Genomic DNA, 17921 nt, shown 5'->3' with positions numbered 1-17921 from the left:
CTTTCCGGGTATCTATGGCCGTGCCCCGCAAGGCACAACCTGTCCGCGTCTCATCCTGGGCCATGCGCCGCATTTTCGCAACAGCGCGATGATCACCCCGCCGTCAGCCCTTTTCGGCCGCGTCCAGCTTTTCCAGCGCGGCCATCCACAGCTCCTCGGCGAAGGCCAGGGCGCGCACGGCCTCGGCCCGCTTCTTGCCCCATTTCTCGGCCTCGTAGGGATCGTTGTAGAGGCCCGGATCAGCCAGCTTGACGTCCAGCTTGCCCATCATCTCGGTCAGCTTCTGGACCCGCTCCTCGGACTTGCGCACGTCCGACCGCAGGGCCAGCACCGCATCGCGGTTCGGCTTCTTGGGGGCGGCGGGCTTTGGCGCCTCGGGGGTCTTCTCGCCGGACTTCTCGGCGGGCGCGTCGCCCGACAGCAGGAACTTGCGGTAATCATCCAGATCGCCCTCGTAGGGGGCGACGGCGCCGTCCTTGACCAACCACAGCCGGTCCGCGACCAGTCCCAGCAGGTGCATGTCGTGACTGACCAACACGACCGCGCCGGTGTAATCGTTCAGCGCCTCGGACAGGGCCTCGCGGCTTTCGATGTCCAGGTGGTTGGTCGGTTCGTCCAGGATCAGCAGATGCGGCGCGTCGATCGTGGCTAGCAGCAGCGACAGGCGCGCCTTCTGGCCGCCGGACAGGGCGCGGACCTTGGTCTCGACCTGCGCCTCCATCAGGCCGAAACCGGCCAAACGGGCCCGCTGGCGCGCCTGCGCCTCGTTCGGGCGCACGGCGCGGATGTGGTCCAGCGGCGTGTCGTCCAGCGACAGCTCGTCGACCTGGTGCTGGGCGAAATAGCCGACGCGCAGCTTGTTCGACTGCACCACCTTGCCGGCCATCGGCGTCAGGCGCCCGGCCAGCAGCTTGGACAGCGTCGACTTGCCCTGGCCGTTGCGGCCCAGCAGCGCGATGCGGTCGTCCTGATCGATGCGCAGCCCCAGGCGCGACAGCACGGTGCGGTCGCCATAGCCGACATTGACCCCCTCCATCGCGACGATGGGGGGCGACAGCTCCTCGGGCTGAGGAAAGCTGAAACGGAAGAACTTGGCCTCTTCGGGCGCGGTGATCGGCTCCATCTTGGCCAGTGCCTTGACGCGGGCCTGGGCCTGGCGGGCCTTGCTGGCCTTGGCACCAAAGCGGTCGACGAAGCTTTGCAGATGGGCGCGGCGTTCGGTCTGCTTCTTGGCCTCGGCGGCCTGCAATGCACGCTTTTCGGCGCGGATGCGGGTGAAGCTGTCATAGCCGCCGGTATACAGCGTCAGCTTCTTGTCCTCGACATGCAGGATATGGCCGACGGCGCGGTTCAGCAGGCCGCGGTCGTGGCTGATGATGATGACCGTGTGCGGATAGCGGGCCAGATAGGTTTCCAGCCACAGCGCGCCTTCCAGGTCCAGATAGTTGGTCGGTTCGTCCAGAAGCAGCAGGTCGGGCTGCGCGAACAGCACCCCCGCCAGCGCCACGCGCATCCGCCAGCCGCCGCTGAAGTCGCTGGTCGGTCGCTGCTGGTCTGTGGTGTCGAAGCCCAGCCCGTCCAGGATCGTCGCGGCGCGAGCCTCGGCCGACCAAGCGTCGATGTCGGTCAGGCGGGTCTGGATGTCCGCGATGCGGTGCGCGTCCGTCGCGGTCAGCGATTCCGCCATCAGGGCGGTGCGTTCCTGGTCTGCCTCCAGGACGGTCTCCAGCACGGACAACGCGGTCGCGGCCGATTCCTGGGCCACGCCGCCGATGCGGGCGCGCGTCGGCAGGCTGATGGCGCCGCCGTCCAGGCCCAGTTCGCCGCGGATCAGCTTGAACAGCGTCGTCTTGCCCGCGCCGTTCGGACCCACAAGGCCGACCTTGTGCCCTTCGGGCACGGATGCCGAGGCGCCGGCGAACAGCGGGCGGCCCTGGATGGAATAGGAGATGTCATCGATGTGCAGCATCCGCGCGGCATGGCCCATCGGGGGCGGGTCGTCAATGGGGCGGGCAAGGCAGGCTGCAGGATTGTCATCAGTAATGTTATACTATAACTAATTTGACCAGCCACAGCACCGAGGACCTGCCATGACCCACGATCCCCGCCTGCCCGTCACCGTCCTGTCCGGCTTTCTGGGCGCCGGCAAGACGACCCTGCTGAACGCCGTTCTGAACAATCGCGACGGGCTGCGCGTCGCCGTCATCGTCAACGACATGTCCGAGGTGAACATCGACGCCGACCTGGTCCGCGCCGAGGGCGGCATGTCGCAGACCCAGGAGACCCTGGTCGAGATGTCGAACGGCTGCATCTGCTGCACCCTGCGCGAGGACCTGCTGCTGGAGGTGCGCCGCCTGGCCCAGGCGGGGCGGTTCGACTATCTACTGATCGAATCGACCGGGATCAGCGAGCCGCTGCCCGTCGCCACCACCTTCGAGTTCGCGGATGACAGCGGCGCCAGCCTGTCCGACGTGGCGCGGCTGGACACGATGGTGACGGTGGTCGATGCGGTGAACCTGACGGCCGACTTCTCCAGCCACGATTTCCTGTCCGACCGTGGAGAGGTGATGGGCGACGCCGATGCGCGCACGCTGGTCGATCTGCTGACCGACCAGATGGAATTTGCCGACGTGATCGTGCTGAACAAATGCAGCGATGCCGGACCCGCCCGCGTGGACGCCGCGCGCAAGATCATCCGCGCGCTGAACGCCGACGCGCGCATCATCGAGACGGATCACAGCCGCGTCGCGCCCCGCGACATCCTGAACACCGGCCTGTTTGATTTCGACCGCGCCCATACCCATCCGATGTGGGCCAAGGAGCTGTATGGCCATGCCGACCACACCCCCGAGACCGAGGAATACGGCGTCGCCAGCTTCGTCTATCGCGCCCGCCAGCCGTTCGAGCCGCGCAAGATCTACGAGCTGCTGAACGGCCCCCTGCCCGGCGTGATCCGCGCCAAGGGGCATTTCTGGGTCGCCACGCGGCCCGACTGGGTAGCCGAGTTCTCTCTGGCGGGGGCGCTGTCGTCGGTCCGGCCCCTGGGGCAGTGGTGGGCCTCGGTCCCGCGCGACCGCTGGCCGACCCACCCCGAGGGGCGCGCCTATCTGGACGCGCATTGGTCCGACCCCTTCGGCGACCGGCGGCAGGAGCTTGTCTTCATCGGCACCGGCATAGACGAGGATCGCATCCGCGCCCGCCTGGACGCCTGCCTTCTGGGCGAGGAATGGGGCGACAACCCGGCAGGTTGGACCGCCCTGCCCGACCCCTTCCCCGCCTGGCGCCGCGCGACGGAGGTCGCGGCATGAACCAGCGCGTCGCCCTGCGCCCGACCCCCGCCCCCGCGACGGCGATGAACAGCGGCCACGATCCGCGCGTGCTGGGGACGATGGCGCTGCCCGGCGTCGCGGTCGCGCTGTGGCAGCGGACCACCGATCCTGCATGGCAGGCCTGGCTGGACGCGCTGCCGCCGGACCGGTTGCCGCGTCTGCGCCAGACCCTGCGCCCGCAGGACGCCGCGACGGCCCTGCGCCATGCCTGCGACGCGGCCGCGCTGGCGCATTGCGATCACCGCAGGGCGCTGATCGACCAGATCGCCGAGCTGGCGCAGCACGCGGCGCGTTCCCTGGGCGCGTTGATGGTCACCCTGCGGGTCGAGGTCACGGATGGCCAGTCCTGTCCGAAATGGCATCTGGATGCAGTGCGCGCACGGCTGCTTTGCACCCTGCGCGGAGCGGGCACGCAGTTCGGTCCCGTCAGTGGTCCGGCCCAGGTTGACCGCATCCGGCAGATGCCCACGGGCACCGCCGCCCTGTTCCGCGGCCGCAGCTGGGGGATCCAGCCGACGGGCATCCTGCACCGGTCGCCGCCCGCCATCCCCGGCCAGACGCGGCTGCTGGTGGTGGTCGATCCGGTGGAGGAGGCCGCATCGTGCTGATGCGCCGCTGTGCCAATCTGGGCCGAACCGCGCAGCGCCAGCGGCGGCGCACGCGCGACCCCATGGCGGCCTTCGACGCGCTGCCTGCGCCGCTGCGCGCCTGGCTGAGCCGCGCCGCCCTCCCCTGGTCGCCTACATCCTGCCTGCGCATCTGGCAGCGACAACGGGCACGGGGGGCCACGATCGATCAGATCCTGGCCACCCTGGACCGGGCCGAGGCGCGGGCGCTGGCCCGCGAGGTTCCCGACGAACGGGCCGCTTGACGCGGAGTCATCCTGTCACCGCCCGCGCGCCGGCACTGGCAACGGCAGGGGGCAATGCCTAGGTCAGCTGCAACGAACAGGACCGAAAGGATATCTTATGCGCAGCGTCACCCATGACCGCTTCGGCGAACCCGCCGACGTGCTGCAGTCGACCGACACCGACCGTCCCGCCCCGCAGGACGGCGAGCTGCTGGTCCGCGTGCTTCTGTCGCCCATCCACAATCACGACCTGTGGACCATCCGCGGCAATTACGGCGTGCGTCCCGACCTGCCCGCCACCGCCGGCAGCGAGGCCGTGGGCATCGTCGAGGAGACCGGCCCCGGCGTCGACCCCGCCCTGAAGAGCCGCCGCGTCGCCGTCGCGGGCCTCAAGGGGTCCTGGGCCGAATACGCCGTGGCCCAGGCCGCCGGCGCCATCCCCGTCCCCGACGAGATGCCCGACGCGGCCGCGGCCCAGCTGATCGCCATGCCTTTCAGCGCCATCACGCTGCTGGAATTCCTGCACGTGTCGCGCGGTGACTGGGTGATCCAGACCGCCGCCAACGGCGCGGTGGGCAAGATCATGGCCGTGCTGGCGCAGTCGCGCGGCGTGCGCCTCTTGAACCTGGTCCGCCGCCCTGAAGCGGTCGAGGAGCTGACCGCGATGGGCATGACCGACGTCATCTCGACCAGCGACCCGGACTGGGTGGCCAAGGCCCGCGCGATCATCGGCAAGGACGGCGCCCGCGCGGCGGTCGATTCCGTGGGCGGCGCGGTCGCGGCCGGGCTGGTCGACCTGCTGGGGACCGAGGGGCTGCTGGTCACCTTCGGCTCGACCACCGGAGAGGACCTGCAGCTGCCTGCCGGGCCGATCATCTTCAAGCACCTGTCCGTCAAGGGCTTCTGGGGTGCCAAGGTGATGCCCGCCACCCCGGCAGAGGATCGCCAGCGCATGTTCGGCGAACTGATCGGGCTGGTCATGGACGGCAAGCTGGACCTGACCGCGGGCGGCACCTTCGGACTGGACGAACCGACCCAGGCCGTCACCGCCGCCCTGACGCCGGGCCGCACCGGCAAGGTGATGTTCCGGCCCTGACCAAAGGGGGTGACCCGTCGCCGGGTCAGCCCGCCCCCGTCTCGCGCAGGTAATGGCGCACCGCATCGGCGACATGCCGGAACCGGTCCCCGCCCAGATGCCTGCCGCCGTACCAGCGCGTGACGATGACCACATGATCCTGCAGGCCGGCGCGTTCCAGCATCTGCAGGATCAGCTGCCCCGCGCCGCTTTCCCCATCATCATCCTTGACGCCCTGTCCGCCCAAGATGGCGGCCCAGCTGTGATGGGTGGCCTTTTGGAACCGCTTGACCCGCGTCAGCTCGGCCAGCATCGCGGCCACCGCCGCCCGGTCGGTGGCAGGCCCGCCCGACACCGCATAGCGCGACCCCCGGTCGCTGATGATCTTGTCGAACACCTGCATCAGCGCCGCCGCACATACAGCTCCAGCCGGTGATGGACGATGTCATATCCCATCTCGGCGGCGATCTCGGCCTGAAGGCGCTCGATCCGTTCGTTGGTGAACTCCATGACCTCGCCGCTGTCCACGTCGATCATGTGGTCGTGGTGGCGCTGGTCGGCGGCCTCCCAGCGGGCGGGTTCGCCCTGGAATTCCAGCTTCTCGATCACACCCTGCGCCTGCAGCGTCGTCAGCGTGCGATAGACCGTGGCCAGCGACACCCCCGCCCCGGCGGTGACCGCCCGGGCATGCAACTCGGCCGCGTCGGGGTGGTCGTCAGCCGCGGCGATCACCTGCAGCAGCGCCGCGCGCTGGCGCGTGACGCGGACCCCCGCATCCCGCAACGCCTGCTCCAACCTGTCCGCACGTCGTCTGGTCATGCGCGCATTCTGCCGCAGCCGGGGTCCAGTTGCAACTGGTTCTCAACTGTTGACAGTTGCGAACCGTTCGCAGATAACAGGGGCATTGGAGGATGCGATGTATCGATTCCTGACGCCGTTCCTGTTCCTGATCCCGACCCATGCGACCGCCGACCAGCTGCAGGTCGCCACCAGTTTCACCATCATCGCCGACATGGCCCGCAACGTTGGCGGCCACTTGGCCGAGGTGCGTTCCATCACGCCGCCGGGGGCGGAGATCCACGACTATCAGCCCAGCCCCCGCGACATCATCGGCATCGCCGATGCCGATCTGGTCCTGGTCAACGGCCTGAACCTGGACGGATGGGCGCAGCAATACCTGGACCGTGCCGGCGACGTGCCCATCATCGCCGTCAGCGACGGGATCGAGCCGATGCCGATCCGCGGCGGCGACTATGAGGGCAAGCCGAACCCCCATGCCTGGATGGCGCTGGATTCGGCACAGATCTATGTCGACAACATCGCCGCCGCGATGGCCCAGGCTGACCCCGACAATGCCGCCGCCTATGCCGCGAATGCGGACGACTACAAGCAGCAGATCGCCGATGTCGTGGGCCCGCTGCGCGACGCCGCCCGCGCCCTGCCCGAGGATCGCCGCTTCCTGGTCACCTCCGAAGGCGCCTTCAGCTACCTGGCCCGCGATTTCGGCCTGACCGAGATGTATCTCTGGCCCATCAACGCCGAGGGCCAAGGCACGCCCCAGCAGGTCCGCGCCCTGATCGACGCCATGCGCGACACGGGCGCGCCGGTGATCTTCTCGGAAAGCACCATCTCGGACCGTCCAGCGCGCAGCATCGCAGCCGAGACCGGGGCCGACTATGGCGGCGTCCTCTATGTGGACAGCCTGTCGGACACGGACGGGCCCGTGCCCACCTATCTGGACCTGCTGCGGGTCACGTCGCAGACCATCGTGGACGCGCTGGCCGATGGCTGACCCTCAGACCCAGCGCGACCCCTTGGGCATCGAGGTCGGCAACCTGACGGTTGCCTATCGCAACGGCCACCGCGCCCTGGCGCAGGCCAGCTTCACCGTGCCGCAGGGTTCGGTGACCGCGCTGGTCGGCGTGAACGGCGCGGGAAAATCGACGCTGTTCAAGGCGCTGATGGACCTGCTGCCCCATGCCACGGGTCAGGTGCGCATCCTGGGCCTGACCGTGCGCCAGGCCCTGTCGCGCAATCTGGTCGCCTATGTCCCACAGGCGGAGGAGGTCGACTGGACCTTCCCCGTGCTGGTGCGCGACGTGGTGATGATGGGCCGCTACGGCCATATGGGCTTCCTGCGCCGCGCCCGCCCTGCCGACCGACAGGCGGTGACCGACGCACTGGCCCGCGTCGGACTGACCGATTACGCCACCCGCCAGATCGGCGAACTGTCCGGCGGCCAGAAGAAGCGCGTCTTCCTGGCACGCGCGCTGGCGCAGGAGGCGCGGGTGATCCTGCTGGACGAACCCTTCACCGGCGTCGACGTGCAGACCGAACAGACGATCATCACGCTTCTGCGCCAGATGCGCGACGAAGGCAGGGTGATGCTGGTCTCGACCCATGACCTGGGCTCGGTCCCCGAATATTGCGACCGCGTTGTGCTGGTCAAAGGCACGGTGCTGGCCTTCGGCCCGACCGAGACGACCTTCACACCCGCCAACCTGCGCCAGGCCTTTGGCGGCACGCTGCGCCACTTCATGCTGGGCGGCACCGACCTGCATGACGACGCCGACGCGCGCAACGTGGACGTCTTCACCGACGACGAACGCCCGCTGATCTTCTACGACGACCGTCACCGGACAGGGGGCGGCGCATGAGCGTTTCTCCTTTGCCCCAATACCCTGCGGGGGTGCGGGGGTGCAAAACCCCCGCGCGCGACGCCCGATGATCGAGCTGGCCCTGACCCCCTTCACCTATGGCTACATGACGACCGCGATCTGGGTCTCGGCCCTGATCGGCGGCGTCTGCGCGTTCCTGTCAGCCTATCTGATGCTCAAGGGCTGGAGCCTGATCGGCGACGCGCTGTCCCATTCCATCGTGCCGGGCGTGGCGGGGGCCTATATGCTGGGCCTGCCCTTCGCGCTTGGCGCGTTCCTGTCGGGAGGGCTTGCAGCGCTGACCATGCTGTTCCTGAACACCCGCACGGGGCTGAAACAGGACGCGATCATCGGGCTGATCTTCACGGGCTTCTTCGGCATCGGGCTGTTCATGGTGTCTCTGAACCCGGTCGCGGTGGACCTTCAGGCGATCACCATGGGCAACATCCTGGCCATCGCGCCGGGCGACGTGATCCAACTGGTGCTGATCTCGGGCGTCTCGCTGGCGATCCTTTTGATGAAGTGGCGCGACCTGATGGTGGTCTTCTTCGATGAGGTCCACGCCCGCACCATCGGCCTGCATCCGAACCGCATGAAGGCGCTGTTCTTCACCCTGCTGGCGGCCTCGACCGTGGCGGCGATGCAGACCGTCGGCGCCTTCCTGGTCATCGCCCTGGTGGTGACGCCGGGGGCCACGGCCTATCTGCTGACCGACCGCTTTCCGCGGCTGATCGTAATCTCGGTCGTGATCGGCACGACGACCTCGGCAATCGGCGCCTATGCCAGCTTCTTCCTGGATGGGGCCACGGGCGGTATCATCGTGACGCTGCAGACGCTGATCTTCCTGGCGGCCTTCGTCTTCGCCCCCACACACGGGCTGTGCGCCACGCGCCGCCGCGCCCGCGATGCCGTCAGGGCGCAGCCGTGAACGCGCTGATCCTGCCCTTCACCTTTCCCGTCATGGCGGACGCGGCGCTGATCGCGGTGATCGTCGCGGTCCCCGCCGCGCTGCTGTCCTGCTTCCTGGTCCTCAAGAGCTGGGCGCTGATGGGCGACGGGATCAGCCACGCGGTCCTGCCAGGCATCGTGCTGGCCTATGCCCTGGGCCTGCCCCTGCTGGTCGGGGCCTTCGCGGCGGGCATGGTCTGCGCGCTGTCCTCGGGCTGGCTGGACGCCAACAGCCGCATCAAGTCCGACACCGCGCTTGGCGTCGTCATGGCGGGCATGTTCGCGGTCGGGCTGATCCTCTTCACGGTCTTTCCGCCCGGCGTGCATCTGGACCATATCCTGTTCGGCAACATCCTGGGCATCGGGCCGGGCGATTTCGCCCAGGCCCTGCCCATCGCCGCCGCAGTGACGCTGGCGCTCCTGCTGAAATGGCGGGACTTCGCGCTGCTGGCCTTCGATCCGGTGCAGGCGCGGGTGTCGGGGCTGCGGGTGGGCTGGCTGCATTACGGGATGCTGGCGATGATCGCGGCCTCGGTCGTGGCGATGCTGTCGGCGGTTGGGATCATCCTGGCCGTGGGGCTGCTGATCGCGCCCGGCGCCATCGCCTTCCTGCTGACCCGCCGGCTGGCCGTGATGATGGCGCTGGCCACAGTCATCGCGGTCGCGGCCAGCCTGGCAGGCATCTGGGCCAGCTTCTGGCTGGACAGCGCGCCCGCCCCCACGATCATCGTGATCCTGACCGCGGTCTTCGTTCTGGCCTTTGCCTGGCGGCAGATGGCGCCGCGCGCGTGAACGGCGGCGCCTGACCCCTTTCCCGCCCCGCGCGGACATGCCAGCATGGTTGCGCCATCAGGAGGATCCCCCATGCTGCCGCCCCGCACCGACTTTCCCGCAGGTTTCACCTTCGGCGCCGCCACCTCGGCCTATCAGATCGAGGGCACGGCCGGCGCGGGCCCGTCGCATTGGGACACCTTTGCCGCCACGCCCGGCAACATCATGGATGACAGCGACGGCAGCCGCGCCTGCGATCACCTGCGGCTGTGGCCGCAGGACCTGGACCTGATCCGCGACGCAGGATTTGACGGCTACCGCTTTTCGACCTCCTGGGCGCGGGTGATGCCGGACGGGGTGACGGTGAACCCCGATGGTCTGGATTTCTACGACAAGCTGGTCGACGGCATGCTGGAACGCGGCCTGAAACCCTTCCTGACCTATCACCACTGGGACCTGCCCGCGGCGCTGTCGTCGCAGGGCGGCTGGCAGAACCGCGACATCGCGCAGCGTTTCGCGGACCTGTGCACCACGATCAACGCCCGCATCGGGGACCGCGTGGCATCGGCCGCCACCCTGAACGAGCCGTTGTGCATCGCCTGGCTGTCGCATTTCCTCGGCCACCACGCCCCCGGCCTGCGTGACATCCGTGCCGCCAGCCGCGCCATGCACCATGTCCTGCTGGCACATGGCACCGCGATGCAGGCGCTGCGCGCCGATGGCGCCACGAACCTGGGCATCGTGCTGAACTTCGAGACCAGCCACCCCGCCGACAACTCCGCCGAGGCGGAACAGGCGGAACAGGCGGCAGAGACGCAGGACGCAATCTATAACCAGTGGTTCATCCGCGCGCTGATGGGCCAGGGATACCCGGACGCCGCGCTGGCCGGGATCGGGCCGCATCTGCCAGACCGCTGGCAGGATGACATGGACCTGATCGCGCAGCCGCTGGACTGGCTGGGGGTCAACTACTACACCCGGCGCCTGTACACCCGGAACGACGGGCTGTGGCCCCACGCCTCCGAGGTGCCCGGCCCCCTGCCCAAGACCCAGATGGACTGGGAGATCCGCCCCGAGGGCCTGACCGAATTCCTGACCCGCCTGGCGCGCGACCACACCGGCAACCTGCCGCTGTATGTCACCGAGAACGGCATGGCCTCCGAGGTGCCGACCGACGATCAGGCCCGCATCCGGTTCATCGGCGATCACCTGCGCGCGACCAAGGCGGCGATGGATCAGGGCGTGGACGTGCGCGGGTTCTTCTACTGGTCGCTGCTGGACAATTACGAATGGGGCTGGGGATACGGCCCGCGCTTCGGCCTGGTCCATGTGGACTATGACACGATGGTGCGGACCCCCAAGGCCAGCTGGCACGCGTTCCGCGAAATGCTGACCTAACGCACCAGGATCATCCCCGCCGCCTTGTCCGCGATCATCGTGACCGGTGCATGGGTGTTGCCCGACACGATTGCGGGCATCACCCCGGCATCGGCGATGCGCAGGCCCGACAGCCCGTGCACGCGCAGCTGCGCATCGACCACGGCCATCGGGTCCGACCCCATCCGCGTCGTGCCGACCGGGTGGAAGATGGTCGTGCCGACCTCTCCCGCCGCCTGCGCCAGATCGGCATCGCTTTGCAGATGCGCGCCCGGCTTGTGCTCCTCGGGCGCGAATTCGGCCATGCGGGCGGTCGCCATCAGGCGGCGCGCATGGCGCAGGCTGTCGATGGCCACCTGTCGGTCGCCCTCGGTCGTCAGATAGCGCGGCGCGATGGCGGGCGCCGTCCGGGGATCGGGCGCGGTGATGTGCACGGACCCCGTGCTTTCGGGCCGCAGGTTGCAGACCGACACCGTCAGCCCCGAAAAATCGTCCAGCGGGTCTCCGAACTTGCCCAGGGACAACGGCTGCACATGATATTCGATGTTGGGCGTGTCGAACGCATCGGACGATTTCGCGAATATCCCCAGCTGGCTGGGCGCCATCGCCATCGGCCCCGTCCGGCGCAGCGCGTATTCCAGCGCGATGCCGGCCTTGCCCCAGATCGTCCGCGCCCGGTCGTTCAGCGTCCGCGCGCCGCGGATGCGGAACACGGTGCGCAGCTGCAGGTGATCCTGCAGGTTCTCGCCCACCCCCGGCAGGGCATGGACGGGCGCGATGCCCAGGGCCGCCAGGCGGTCCGGCTGTCCGATGCCCGACAGCTCCAGCAGCGCGGGCGAATTGATCGCGCCGGCGGCCAGGATCACCTCGCCCCGCGCGCGCGCCAGCCGGCGCTGGCCGTGCTGGTCGAACAGGACGCCCGTGACGCGGCGGCCGTCCATCTGCAGGCGCAGGACCTGGGCATCCGTCTCGATCCGCAGGTTGGGGCGGCCGCGGGCGGGGTTCAGGAAGGCCTTCCTTGCGTTCCAGCGGATGCCCTTGCGCTGCGTGACCGGAAAATAGCCGACGCCCAGGTTGTCGCCCCGGTTGAAGTCCGGGTTGGCGGGCAGGCCCAGCTCCTGCGCGGCCTGGGCCACCGCGTCCAGGATCGGCCAGCGCAGCCGCTGCTGTTCGACCCGCAATTCGCCCTGGTCGCCGTGGATGTCGCAGGCCGGTTCGTAATGGCGCTCCGTCGCGCGGAAATGCGGCAGCACGTCGGACCAGGACCAGCCCGCGTTGCCCATCTGCCGCCAGCGGTCGTAATCGGCCGCCTGCCCGCGCATGTAGATCATGCCGTTGATCGACGAACACCCGCCCAGGACGCGCCCGCGCGGATAGTTCAGGCGCCGCCCGTTCAGACCGGGTTCCGGTTCTGTCTGATAGCACCAGTCCAGCGTCGGGTTGCCCATCGCATAGAGATAGCCCACCGGCACATGCACCCAGAAGCGGTTGTCATGCCCCCCCGCCTCCAGCAGCAGGACCCGGTTCGCGGGATCGGCCGACAGCCGGTTCGCCAGCACGCACCCGCCCGAGCCCGCGCCCACGATGATATAGTCGTAATCCCCGAAATCCTGCATGCCGATCCTCCGTCCCGGTGGCGACGCTAGTGGCACGGCCGCGCGGGGACAAGCGGTCGCGGTTGCGGGCGGGGGCCGGGCACGGTATCTGCTGGGGGCCTTGGGTGCCACGGGAAGGACCGTCATGATCGTCATCGCAGCCGTCATCATCGGTGCCATCCTGGGCTGGCGTCGCGCCGGCCAGCTGGGCGGCACGCGCGCCGACCGCATCCAGTATGCGGTGGCCTTTGCGCTTGGCTTAGCCATGATCGGCGTTGTCGCCACGATCATCGTTCATCGGATGAGCTGATGTTCCTGCCCTTTCTGGACAATCTGCGCAGGCACGGGGTTCCCGTCTCGCTGCGGGAATGGCTGGATCTGATGGAGGGCATGGGCGCCGGCCTGGACGGCATGACGGTCGAGGGGTTCCACGGCCTGGCCCGGCTGGTGCTGGTCAAGGACGAACGCCATATCGACCGCTTCGACCGCGCGTTCTCGGACACGTTCTCGGGGCTTGAGCAGGTCGATGTCGGCGACCTGCTGGACCCCCGCGCCCTGCCCGAAGGGTGGCTTGAGAAGCTGGCCGAAAAGCTGCTGTCGGACAACGAAAAGGCGCAGGTCCAAGGCCTGGGCAGCCTGCAGGCGCTGATGGATACGCTGCGCAAGCGGCTGGCCGAACAGCAGGGGCGCCATCAGGGCGGCAACAAGTGGGTCGGTACCGCGGGCACCTCGCCCTTCGGCGCCTATGGCTACAACCCCGAAGGCGTGCGCATCGGCCAGGACGGCAGCCGCCACCGCCGCGCCGTCAAGGTCTGGGACAAGCGCGAGTTCCGCGATTTCGACGACACCGCCGAACTGGGCACCCGCAACATCAAGGTCGCGCTGAAGCGCCTGCGCCAATGGGCCCGCCACGGCGCCGCGGACGAGCTGGACCTGCCCGGCACGATCCGCGCCACCGCCGATCACGGCTATATCGACGTGCAGACGCGGCCCGAACGGCGCAACGCGGTCAAGGTGCTGCTGTTCCTGGACGTGGGCGGCAGCATGGACAACCATATCCGCGTCGTGGACGAGCTGTTCAGTGCCGCCCGCGCCGAATTCAAGCACATGCAGCATTTCTACTTCCACAACTGCCTGTACGAAGGCGTCTGGACCGACAACCGCCGCCGGTGGGACGCGCAGACGCCCACCTGGGACGTGCTGCACCGCTATGGCCGCGACTACAAATGCATCGTGGTGGGCGACGCATCGATGTCGCCCTACGAGATCGCGGTGCCGGGCGGGGCCAACGAACACTGGAATCCCGAATCCGGGCAGGTCTGGCTGCAGCGCCTTGCCGGGGCCTGGCCCGACCATGTCTGGCTGAACCCCGTCCCCGAGGCGCATTGGGGATACACCCAGTCCATCGGCATGGTGCAGCAGGTCTTTCCCGACCGGATGCTGCCCCTGACGCTGGACGGGCTGACGCGCGCCATGCGGGTGCTGGGATGATCGCCCAGCTGATGGCCCTGCTGCCGGTCTGGGGGCCGTGGCTGGTGGGGGCGATGGCGTTCCTGTCCTGCATGATGGTCCCGGTGCCGACCTCGGCGGTGCTGGTGGCGGCGGGGGCGCTGACGGGGACCGGGCACCTGGACCTGGGGCTGATCGGCGCGGGCGCGGTGCTGGGGGCCAGCGCGGGCGACGCGGCGGCGTTCCTGCTGGCGCGCCGGATGCGGCCGTGGCTGATGCGCGGCAGGCGGGGGGCGATCCTGGCGCGGGCGCAGGCGCTGATCGCCCGGCGCGGCGCGGGAGCGGTGTTCCTGTCGCGCTGGCTGGTCACGCCGCTTGGTCCGGCCACCAACTACGTCGCCGGGGCCGCGGGGCTGTCGCTGGCGCGGTTCATGGCCGCCTCGGTCCCCGGAGAGGCGATCTGGGCCACGCTGCATCTGGGCGCGGGGCATCTGGCCGGGCGCGGCTTTCGCGGGGACGAGGCCGCGGCGCTCAAGGCACTTGCGGCGGCCGCGGTGCTGGCTGCGGCAATCTGGGCGGGGCGCAGGCTCTGGCATCGGCGGTCCGGCGCCGCCATATAAGGGCCATGATGCGTTACCTGCCCTTCATCCTGCTGGCGCTGTACCTGGTCGCGATGTGGTTCTTTTCCGCATGGCGTCTGCGCCAGGAGCTGAACCAGAAGGCCACGCCCCTGACCCATCCGCGCCTGACGCCCATGCTGGACCGGCTTGGCCGCGCGATGGACCTGCCCCCGATCCGCGCCCATGTCTATGAGATCGAGCCGGTGAACGGCCTTGCCGCCCCCGACGGGCGCATCTTCCTGACCCGCGGCTTTCTGCGCAAGCTGGACGCCGAAGAGGTCACGCCCGAGGAACTGGCCAGCGTCATCGCGCACGAACTGGGCCATGTCAGCCTGGGCCATTCGCGCCGCCGGATGATCGATTTCGCGGGCCAGAACGCGATCCGCATGGCGCTGGCGGGGGTGTTGGGGCGCATCCTGCCGGGCATCGGCGCCTGGATCGCCAACCTGATCGCGACCGCCGTCGCCGCCCGCCTGTCGCGCCAGGACGAGTTCGAGGCCGACCGCTTCGCCAGCGCCCTGATGATCAAGGCGGGCCTTGGCACCGCCCCGCAGAAATCGCTGTTCCGCAAGCTGGACCGCCTGACCGGCAGCGGCGGCGCAGGCGCCCCCGCATGGTTCCTGTCCCACCCCCCCGCCGCCCGCCGCATTGCCGCGATCGAGGCGCACGAGGCGCGCTGGCGCGGCTGACCGGGTCTTGCCGCGGCGGCATTTCCACCTAAGGTGGTGCCGGACAGTCAAGGGCCCCCATGACCGCACCGTTCCGCCGCCACATCCTGTACCTGCCGGGTTTCGACCCCATCCCGCCGCGCCGCTATCGCGAACTGTATCGGCGCGAGGCCGCGGATCAGGCGCGGATTTCGGGCCACCGGCTGCGCATCACCAAGGCGCAGGCGCAGGGCTTTGCCTGGGCCGTCCACGGCCGGGTCGAGGGTCGCGACACCACCACCGTGATCGAGGTCGCGCTGTGGTCCGACATAGTGCAGGCCTCGATGCGGCAGGGCATCGCGGGGACGTTCGCACAGCTGGCGCGGACGTCCTGGACCTACATCGCGACGGGCACCCTGTCGCGGCTGATGCGTCTGCGGCGCGGGCCGGTCATCGCGGCGCTTTATCCCATCGCGGTGCTGCTGGCACAGCTGGCGCTGGCTTTGCTGGCTGGGGGGCTGGCGGCGTGGCTGGTCGGCAGTTGGCCGGGCCTGCCCGTGGGGCTGGCGGTGGCCTGGGGCGTGCTGGTCCTGGGGCGGCGGCTGGATCACCGGCTGTTCGCCTATTACCTGATGCACGATTACGCCTTCACCGCGCGCCATCGCGGCGCCTATCCCCCCGCGCTGGAGGACCGGCTGGCCCAGTTCCGCGCCCGCCTGATGGCGATCCTGGACGACGGACCGGACGAGGTGCTGGTCGTCGGCCATTCCTCGGGCGCCTATCTGGCGGTGTCGGTGATGGCCGATCTGCTGCGCGAACGTGCCGACCCCGGCCCGGCCCTGTCGCTGCTGACGCTTGGGCATGTGGTGCCGATGGCGGCGTTCCTGCCCGATGCCGGGCGGCTGCGCGACGATCTGGGCTGGCTTGCGCGCAGCGACGGGTTGTTCTGGCTGGACGTGACGGCGCCGGGCGATGCCTGCTGTTTCGCGCTGTGCGATCCGGTGGCGGTCTGCGGACAGGCCGGCCCGGACCAGCGCTGGCCGCTGGTGATTTCGGCGGCGTTCACGCACACGCTGTCGCCGGACCGGCAGGCGGCGTTGAAGAACCGATGGTTCAAGCTGCATTTCCAGTATCTGTGCGCCTTTGATCGGCCGGGCGATTACGACTATTTCGCGATCACCGCCGGGCCGCGGACGCTGGCGCAGCGGTTCGCCGGGCGCAAGCCGTCGCCGGGGCGGATCACCCGGCCCGTGGGCGCGCGGTGACGCCCCGCCCCCAGGGCGCAGAGGGGCGCGGGACGCTGCGCGGGCTGATCCGCGGGTTCAGGCGCGACCTGCTGGGCGCGCTGCCGGAACGCCTGTACGGCGCGTGGATGGCGGAATTCCGCAGTCCGGTCATCCACAGCTTCTTCTGCAACGACCCGGCGCTGATCCGGCTGATCCTGCAGGAGCGACCGGGCGACTTTCCGAAATCGAACCGCATGCGCGAGGGTCTGGCGCCGCTTCTGGGCAATGGGGTCTTCATCTCCAATGGCGCGGATTGGGCGCGCCAGCGGCGCATTATCGACCCGGCCTTTGACGGCGGTCGCCTTCGCGACAGCTTTCCCGCCGTGTTGGCCGCCGCACGCGCGGCCAGCCAGCGGCTGGCGCCGGGGGTGCAGGACATCGAGCCGCAGGCCGCCCATGCCGCCGCCGACGTGATTTTTCGCACGCTGTTCTCTATGCCCGTCGAACACCGCATTGCGTCCGACGTGTTCGAGGCGTTCCGCGACCATCAGGCCGCTCAACCCCTGGTGAACCTGGCGGCCCTGCTGCCCCTGCCCGCCTGGATGCCGCGACCGCATTCGCGCCGCACCCGCGCCACCGCCGCGCGCATCCGCGGGCTGATCGGCGATCTGGTGCGCGCGCGTCGCGGGGCCATCGCGACGGGCACCGCACCCGACGATCTGGCCACGCGGATCATGACCACCCCAGACCCCGACACCGGCACGCCGTTCTCCGAAGCCGAGATGATCGACCAAGTCGCAGTGATGTTCCTGGCCGGGCATGAGACCAGCGCCTCGGTCTTGGCCTGGGCGCTGTGGCTGCTGGCCACGCATCCTGACTGGCAGGACCGCGTCGCCGCAGAGGCCGCGACCCTGGACAACTTCGCCAGCGTCGGTGGGCTGCGTGCCACGCGTGCCGTGTTCCGCGAGGCGCTGCGCCTGTATCCGGCCGTTGCGATGTTTGTGCGCGAGTCCACCGCCCCCGAGACGTTCCGAGACCGTCCCGTGCCGCGCGGGGCGCAGCTGGTCATCTCTCCGTGGCATCTGCACCGGCACAACCGGCTGTGGGACCGGCCGGATGATTTCGACCCCGCCCGGTGGGACACGCCGGAAGGCAAGGCCAGCGCCCGCGCGGCCTTCCTGCCGTTCTCGGCCGGGCCGCGCGCCTGCCCCGGCGCGGGGCTGGCGATGATCGAGGGGGTGGTGATGCTGGCTGCGATCACAGCGCGGTGGCGGCTGGAGGTGACCGACCGCCAGCCGATGCCCATCGCCCGGCTGACGATCCGGGCGCGCGACGGGATCTGGGTCAGGGTGACGCCGCGCTAAGGCGCCGCGCGCC

Annotated in this window: 19 protein-coding genes; 15 read left to right on the top strand and 4 right to left on the bottom strand. The window is 69.4% G+C overall.

All coding sequences use genetic code 11. The annotated features are described in order from the left end of the window. Positions 1-103: 103 nt before the first annotated feature. A complete protein-coding gene (locus F1642_RS00320) occupies positions 104-1969 on the bottom strand; it encodes an ABC-F family ATP-binding cassette domain-containing protein (RefSeq protein WP_046000362.1) in 1866 nt (621 codons plus the stop codon). 121 nt (positions 1970-2090) lie between these two features. On the opposite strand from F1642_RS00320, the gene F1642_RS00315 reads away from it, so the two are divergent. The 4 genes from F1642_RS00315 (at position 2091) to F1642_RS00300 (ending at position 5275) form a co-directional block, all read left to right on the top strand. Next, positions 2091-3308: a GTP-binding protein gene (locus F1642_RS00315; protein ID WP_194885160.1), complete on the top strand. Its 1218-nt coding sequence runs from the start codon at positions 2091-2093 to the stop codon at positions 3306-3308. Further along, positions 3305-3937: a DUF1826 domain-containing protein gene (locus F1642_RS00310; RefSeq protein ID WP_194885159.1), complete on the top strand. Its 633-nt coding sequence runs from the start codon at positions 3305-3307 to the stop codon at positions 3935-3937. The genes F1642_RS00315 and F1642_RS00310 overlap by 4 nt, the downstream gene beginning before the upstream one ends. Next, positions 3937-4200, top strand: a complete 264-nt coding sequence (locus F1642_RS00305) for a DUF6525 family protein (RefSeq protein ID WP_194885452.1) — start codon at positions 3937-3939, stop codon at positions 4198-4200. The genes F1642_RS00310 and F1642_RS00305 overlap by 1 nt, the downstream gene beginning before the upstream one ends. Before the next feature lie 97 nt (positions 4201-4297). Continuing rightward, positions 4298-5275 (top strand): zinc-binding dehydrogenase, encoded by a 978-nt coding sequence (locus F1642_RS00300; protein WP_194885158.1) that lies wholly within the window; start codon positions 4298-4300, stop codon positions 5273-5275. A 25-nt stretch (positions 5276-5300) separates the two neighbouring features. Here F1642_RS00300 and F1642_RS00295 read toward each other — a convergent pair whose 3' ends face one another. Both F1642_RS00295 and F1642_RS00290 read right to left on the bottom strand, forming a co-directional pair. Beyond that, positions 5301-5657: a YigZ family protein gene (locus tag F1642_RS00295; RefSeq protein WP_194885157.1), complete on the bottom strand. Its 357-nt coding sequence runs from the start codon at positions 5655-5657 to the stop codon at positions 5301-5303. Beyond that, a complete protein-coding gene (locus tag F1642_RS00290) occupies positions 5657-6073 on the bottom strand; it encodes a Fur family transcriptional regulator (RefSeq protein WP_046000164.1) in 417 nt (138 codons plus the stop codon). The genes F1642_RS00295 and F1642_RS00290 overlap by 1 nt, the downstream gene beginning before the upstream one ends. Positions 6074-6170: 97 nt before the next feature. Between F1642_RS00290 and F1642_RS00285 the strand changes: the two genes are divergently transcribed. The 5 genes from F1642_RS00285 (at position 6171) to F1642_RS00265 (ending at position 11028) form a co-directional block, all read left to right on the top strand. Continuing rightward, a complete protein-coding gene (locus F1642_RS00285) occupies positions 6171-7046 on the top strand; it encodes a metal ABC transporter solute-binding protein, Zn/Mn family (protein WP_194885156.1) in 876 nt (291 codons plus the stop codon). Next, complete coding sequence (locus tag F1642_RS00280; protein WP_194885155.1) at positions 7039-7911, top strand: manganese/iron ABC transporter ATP-binding protein; 873 nt, start codon at positions 7039-7041, stop codon at positions 7909-7911. The genes F1642_RS00285 and F1642_RS00280 overlap by 8 nt, the downstream gene beginning before the upstream one ends. Positions 7912-7978: 67 nt before the next feature. Continuing rightward, positions 7979-8839: a metal ABC transporter permease gene (locus F1642_RS00275; RefSeq protein ID WP_046000161.1), complete on the top strand. Its 861-nt coding sequence runs from the start codon at positions 7979-7981 to the stop codon at positions 8837-8839. Then, positions 8836-9651, top strand: a complete 816-nt coding sequence (locus F1642_RS00270) for a metal ABC transporter permease (protein WP_369799418.1) — start codon at positions 8836-8838, stop codon at positions 9649-9651. Before F1642_RS00275 ends, F1642_RS00270 begins: the two co-directional genes overlap by 4 nt. Positions 9652-9723: 72 nt before the next feature. Further along, the gene (locus F1642_RS00265) at positions 9724-11028 is read left to right on the top strand and encodes a GH1 family beta-glucosidase (protein WP_194885154.1); all 1305 of its coding nucleotides are present in this window, start codon (positions 9724-9726) and stop codon (positions 11026-11028) included. On the opposite strand, the gene F1642_RS00260 is transcribed toward F1642_RS00265, so the two are convergent. Then, positions 11025-12623, bottom strand: a complete 1599-nt coding sequence (locus F1642_RS00260; RefSeq protein ID WP_194885153.1) for a GMC family oxidoreductase — start codon at positions 12621-12623, stop codon at positions 11025-11027. The two genes, F1642_RS00265 and F1642_RS00260, sit on opposite strands and share 4 nt — an antisense overlap. 124 nt (positions 12624-12747) lie before the next feature. Here F1642_RS00260 and F1642_RS00255 point away from each other — a divergent pair, with 124 nt between their 5' ends. The 6 genes from F1642_RS00255 to F1642_RS00230 are packed head-to-tail and all read left to right on the top strand — an operon-like array spanning position 12748 to position 17908. Continuing rightward, positions 12748-12912: a hypothetical protein gene (locus F1642_RS00255; protein ID WP_164871398.1), complete on the top strand. Its 165-nt coding sequence runs from the start codon at positions 12748-12750 to the stop codon at positions 12910-12912. Further along, positions 12912-14093 (top strand): VWA domain-containing protein, encoded by a 1182-nt coding sequence (locus F1642_RS00250; RefSeq protein ID WP_194885152.1) that lies wholly within the window; start codon positions 12912-12914, stop codon positions 14091-14093. Before F1642_RS00255 ends, F1642_RS00250 begins: the two co-directional genes overlap by 1 nt. Further along, positions 14090-14671 carry a DedA family protein gene (locus tag F1642_RS00245; RefSeq protein ID WP_194885151.1) on the top strand — a complete coding sequence of 194 codons (582 nt, stop codon included), beginning with the start codon at positions 14090-14092 and terminating at the stop codon, positions 14669-14671. The genes F1642_RS00250 and F1642_RS00245 overlap by 4 nt, the downstream gene beginning before the upstream one ends. Before the next feature lie 5 nt (positions 14672-14676). Then, complete coding sequence (locus tag F1642_RS00240) at positions 14677-15360, top strand: M48 family metallopeptidase (protein WP_045981511.1); 684 nt, start codon at positions 14677-14679, stop codon at positions 15358-15360. A gap of 59 nt (positions 15361-15419) precedes the next feature. After that, positions 15420-16583, top strand: coding sequence for a hypothetical protein (locus F1642_RS00235; RefSeq protein WP_194885150.1), 1164 nt, complete (start codon positions 15420-15422; stop codon positions 16581-16583). Then, a complete protein-coding gene (locus tag F1642_RS00230) occupies positions 16580-17908 on the top strand; it encodes a cytochrome P450 (RefSeq protein WP_370582726.1) in 1329 nt (442 codons plus the stop codon). The genes F1642_RS00235 and F1642_RS00230 overlap by 4 nt, the downstream gene beginning before the upstream one ends. Positions 17909-17921: the final 13 nt, after the last annotated feature.

It is taken from the genome of Paracoccus sp. NBH48 (genome assembly GCF_015390265.1).
Taxonomy (GTDB): domain Bacteria; phylum Pseudomonadota; class Alphaproteobacteria; order Rhodobacterales; family Rhodobacteraceae; genus Paracoccus; species Paracoccus marcusii.
This window is presented reverse-complemented; position numbering and strand designations above follow the sequence as displayed.

Excerpts from the sequence above, each read along its gene's own strand:
- F1642_RS00280 (WP_194885155.1), top strand. The coding sequence starts at position 7,039 with ATGGCTGACCCTCAGACCCAGCGCGACCCCTTGGGCATCGAGGTCGGC.
- F1642_RS00240 (WP_045981511.1), top strand. The coding sequence starts at position 14,677 with ATGATGCGTTACCTGCCCTTCATCCTGCTGGCGCTGTACCTGGTCGCG.
- F1642_RS00255 (WP_164871398.1), top strand. The coding sequence starts at position 12,748 with ATGATCGTCATCGCAGCCGTCATCATCGGTGCCATCCTGGGCTGGCGT.
- F1642_RS00265 (WP_194885154.1), top strand. The coding sequence starts at position 9,724 with ATGCTGCCGCCCCGCACCGACTTTCCCGCAGGTTTCACCTTCGGCGCC.
- F1642_RS00315 (WP_194885160.1), top strand. The coding sequence starts at position 2,091 with ATGACCCACGATCCCCGCCTGCCCGTCACCGTCCTGTCCGGCTTTCTG.
- F1642_RS00260 (WP_194885153.1), bottom strand. The coding sequence starts at position 12,623 with ATGCAGGATTTCGGGGATTACGACTATATCATCGTGGGCGCGGGCTCG.
- F1642_RS00310 (WP_194885159.1), top strand. The coding sequence starts at position 3,305 with ATGAACCAGCGCGTCGCCCTGCGCCCGACCCCCGCCCCCGCGACGGCG.
- F1642_RS00295 (WP_194885157.1), bottom strand. The coding sequence starts at position 5,657 with ATGCAGGTGTTCGACAAGATCATCAGCGACCGGGGGTCGCGCTATGCG.
- F1642_RS00235 (WP_194885150.1), top strand. The coding sequence starts at position 15,420 with ATGACCGCACCGTTCCGCCGCCACATCCTGTACCTGCCGGGTTTCGAC.
- F1642_RS00290 (WP_046000164.1), bottom strand. The coding sequence starts at position 6,073 with ATGACCAGACGACGTGCGGACAGGTTGGAGCAGGCGTTGCGGGATGCG.
- F1642_RS00245 (WP_194885151.1), top strand. The coding sequence starts at position 14,090 with ATGATCGCCCAGCTGATGGCCCTGCTGCCGGTCTGGGGGCCGTGGCTG.
- F1642_RS00305 (WP_194885452.1), top strand. The coding sequence starts at position 3,937 with ATGCGCCGCTGTGCCAATCTGGGCCGAACCGCGCAGCGCCAGCGGCGG.
- F1642_RS00275 (WP_046000161.1), top strand. The coding sequence starts at position 7,979 with ATGATCGAGCTGGCCCTGACCCCCTTCACCTATGGCTACATGACGACC.
- F1642_RS00285 (WP_194885156.1), top strand. The coding sequence starts at position 6,171 with ATGTATCGATTCCTGACGCCGTTCCTGTTCCTGATCCCGACCCATGCG.
- F1642_RS00250 (WP_194885152.1), top strand. The coding sequence starts at position 12,912 with ATGTTCCTGCCCTTTCTGGACAATCTGCGCAGGCACGGGGTTCCCGTC.
- F1642_RS00320 (WP_046000362.1), bottom strand. The coding sequence starts at position 1,969 with ATGCTGCACATCGATGACATCTCCTATTCCATCCAGGGCCGCCCGCTG.
- F1642_RS00300 (WP_194885158.1), top strand. The coding sequence starts at position 4,298 with ATGCGCAGCGTCACCCATGACCGCTTCGGCGAACCCGCCGACGTGCTG.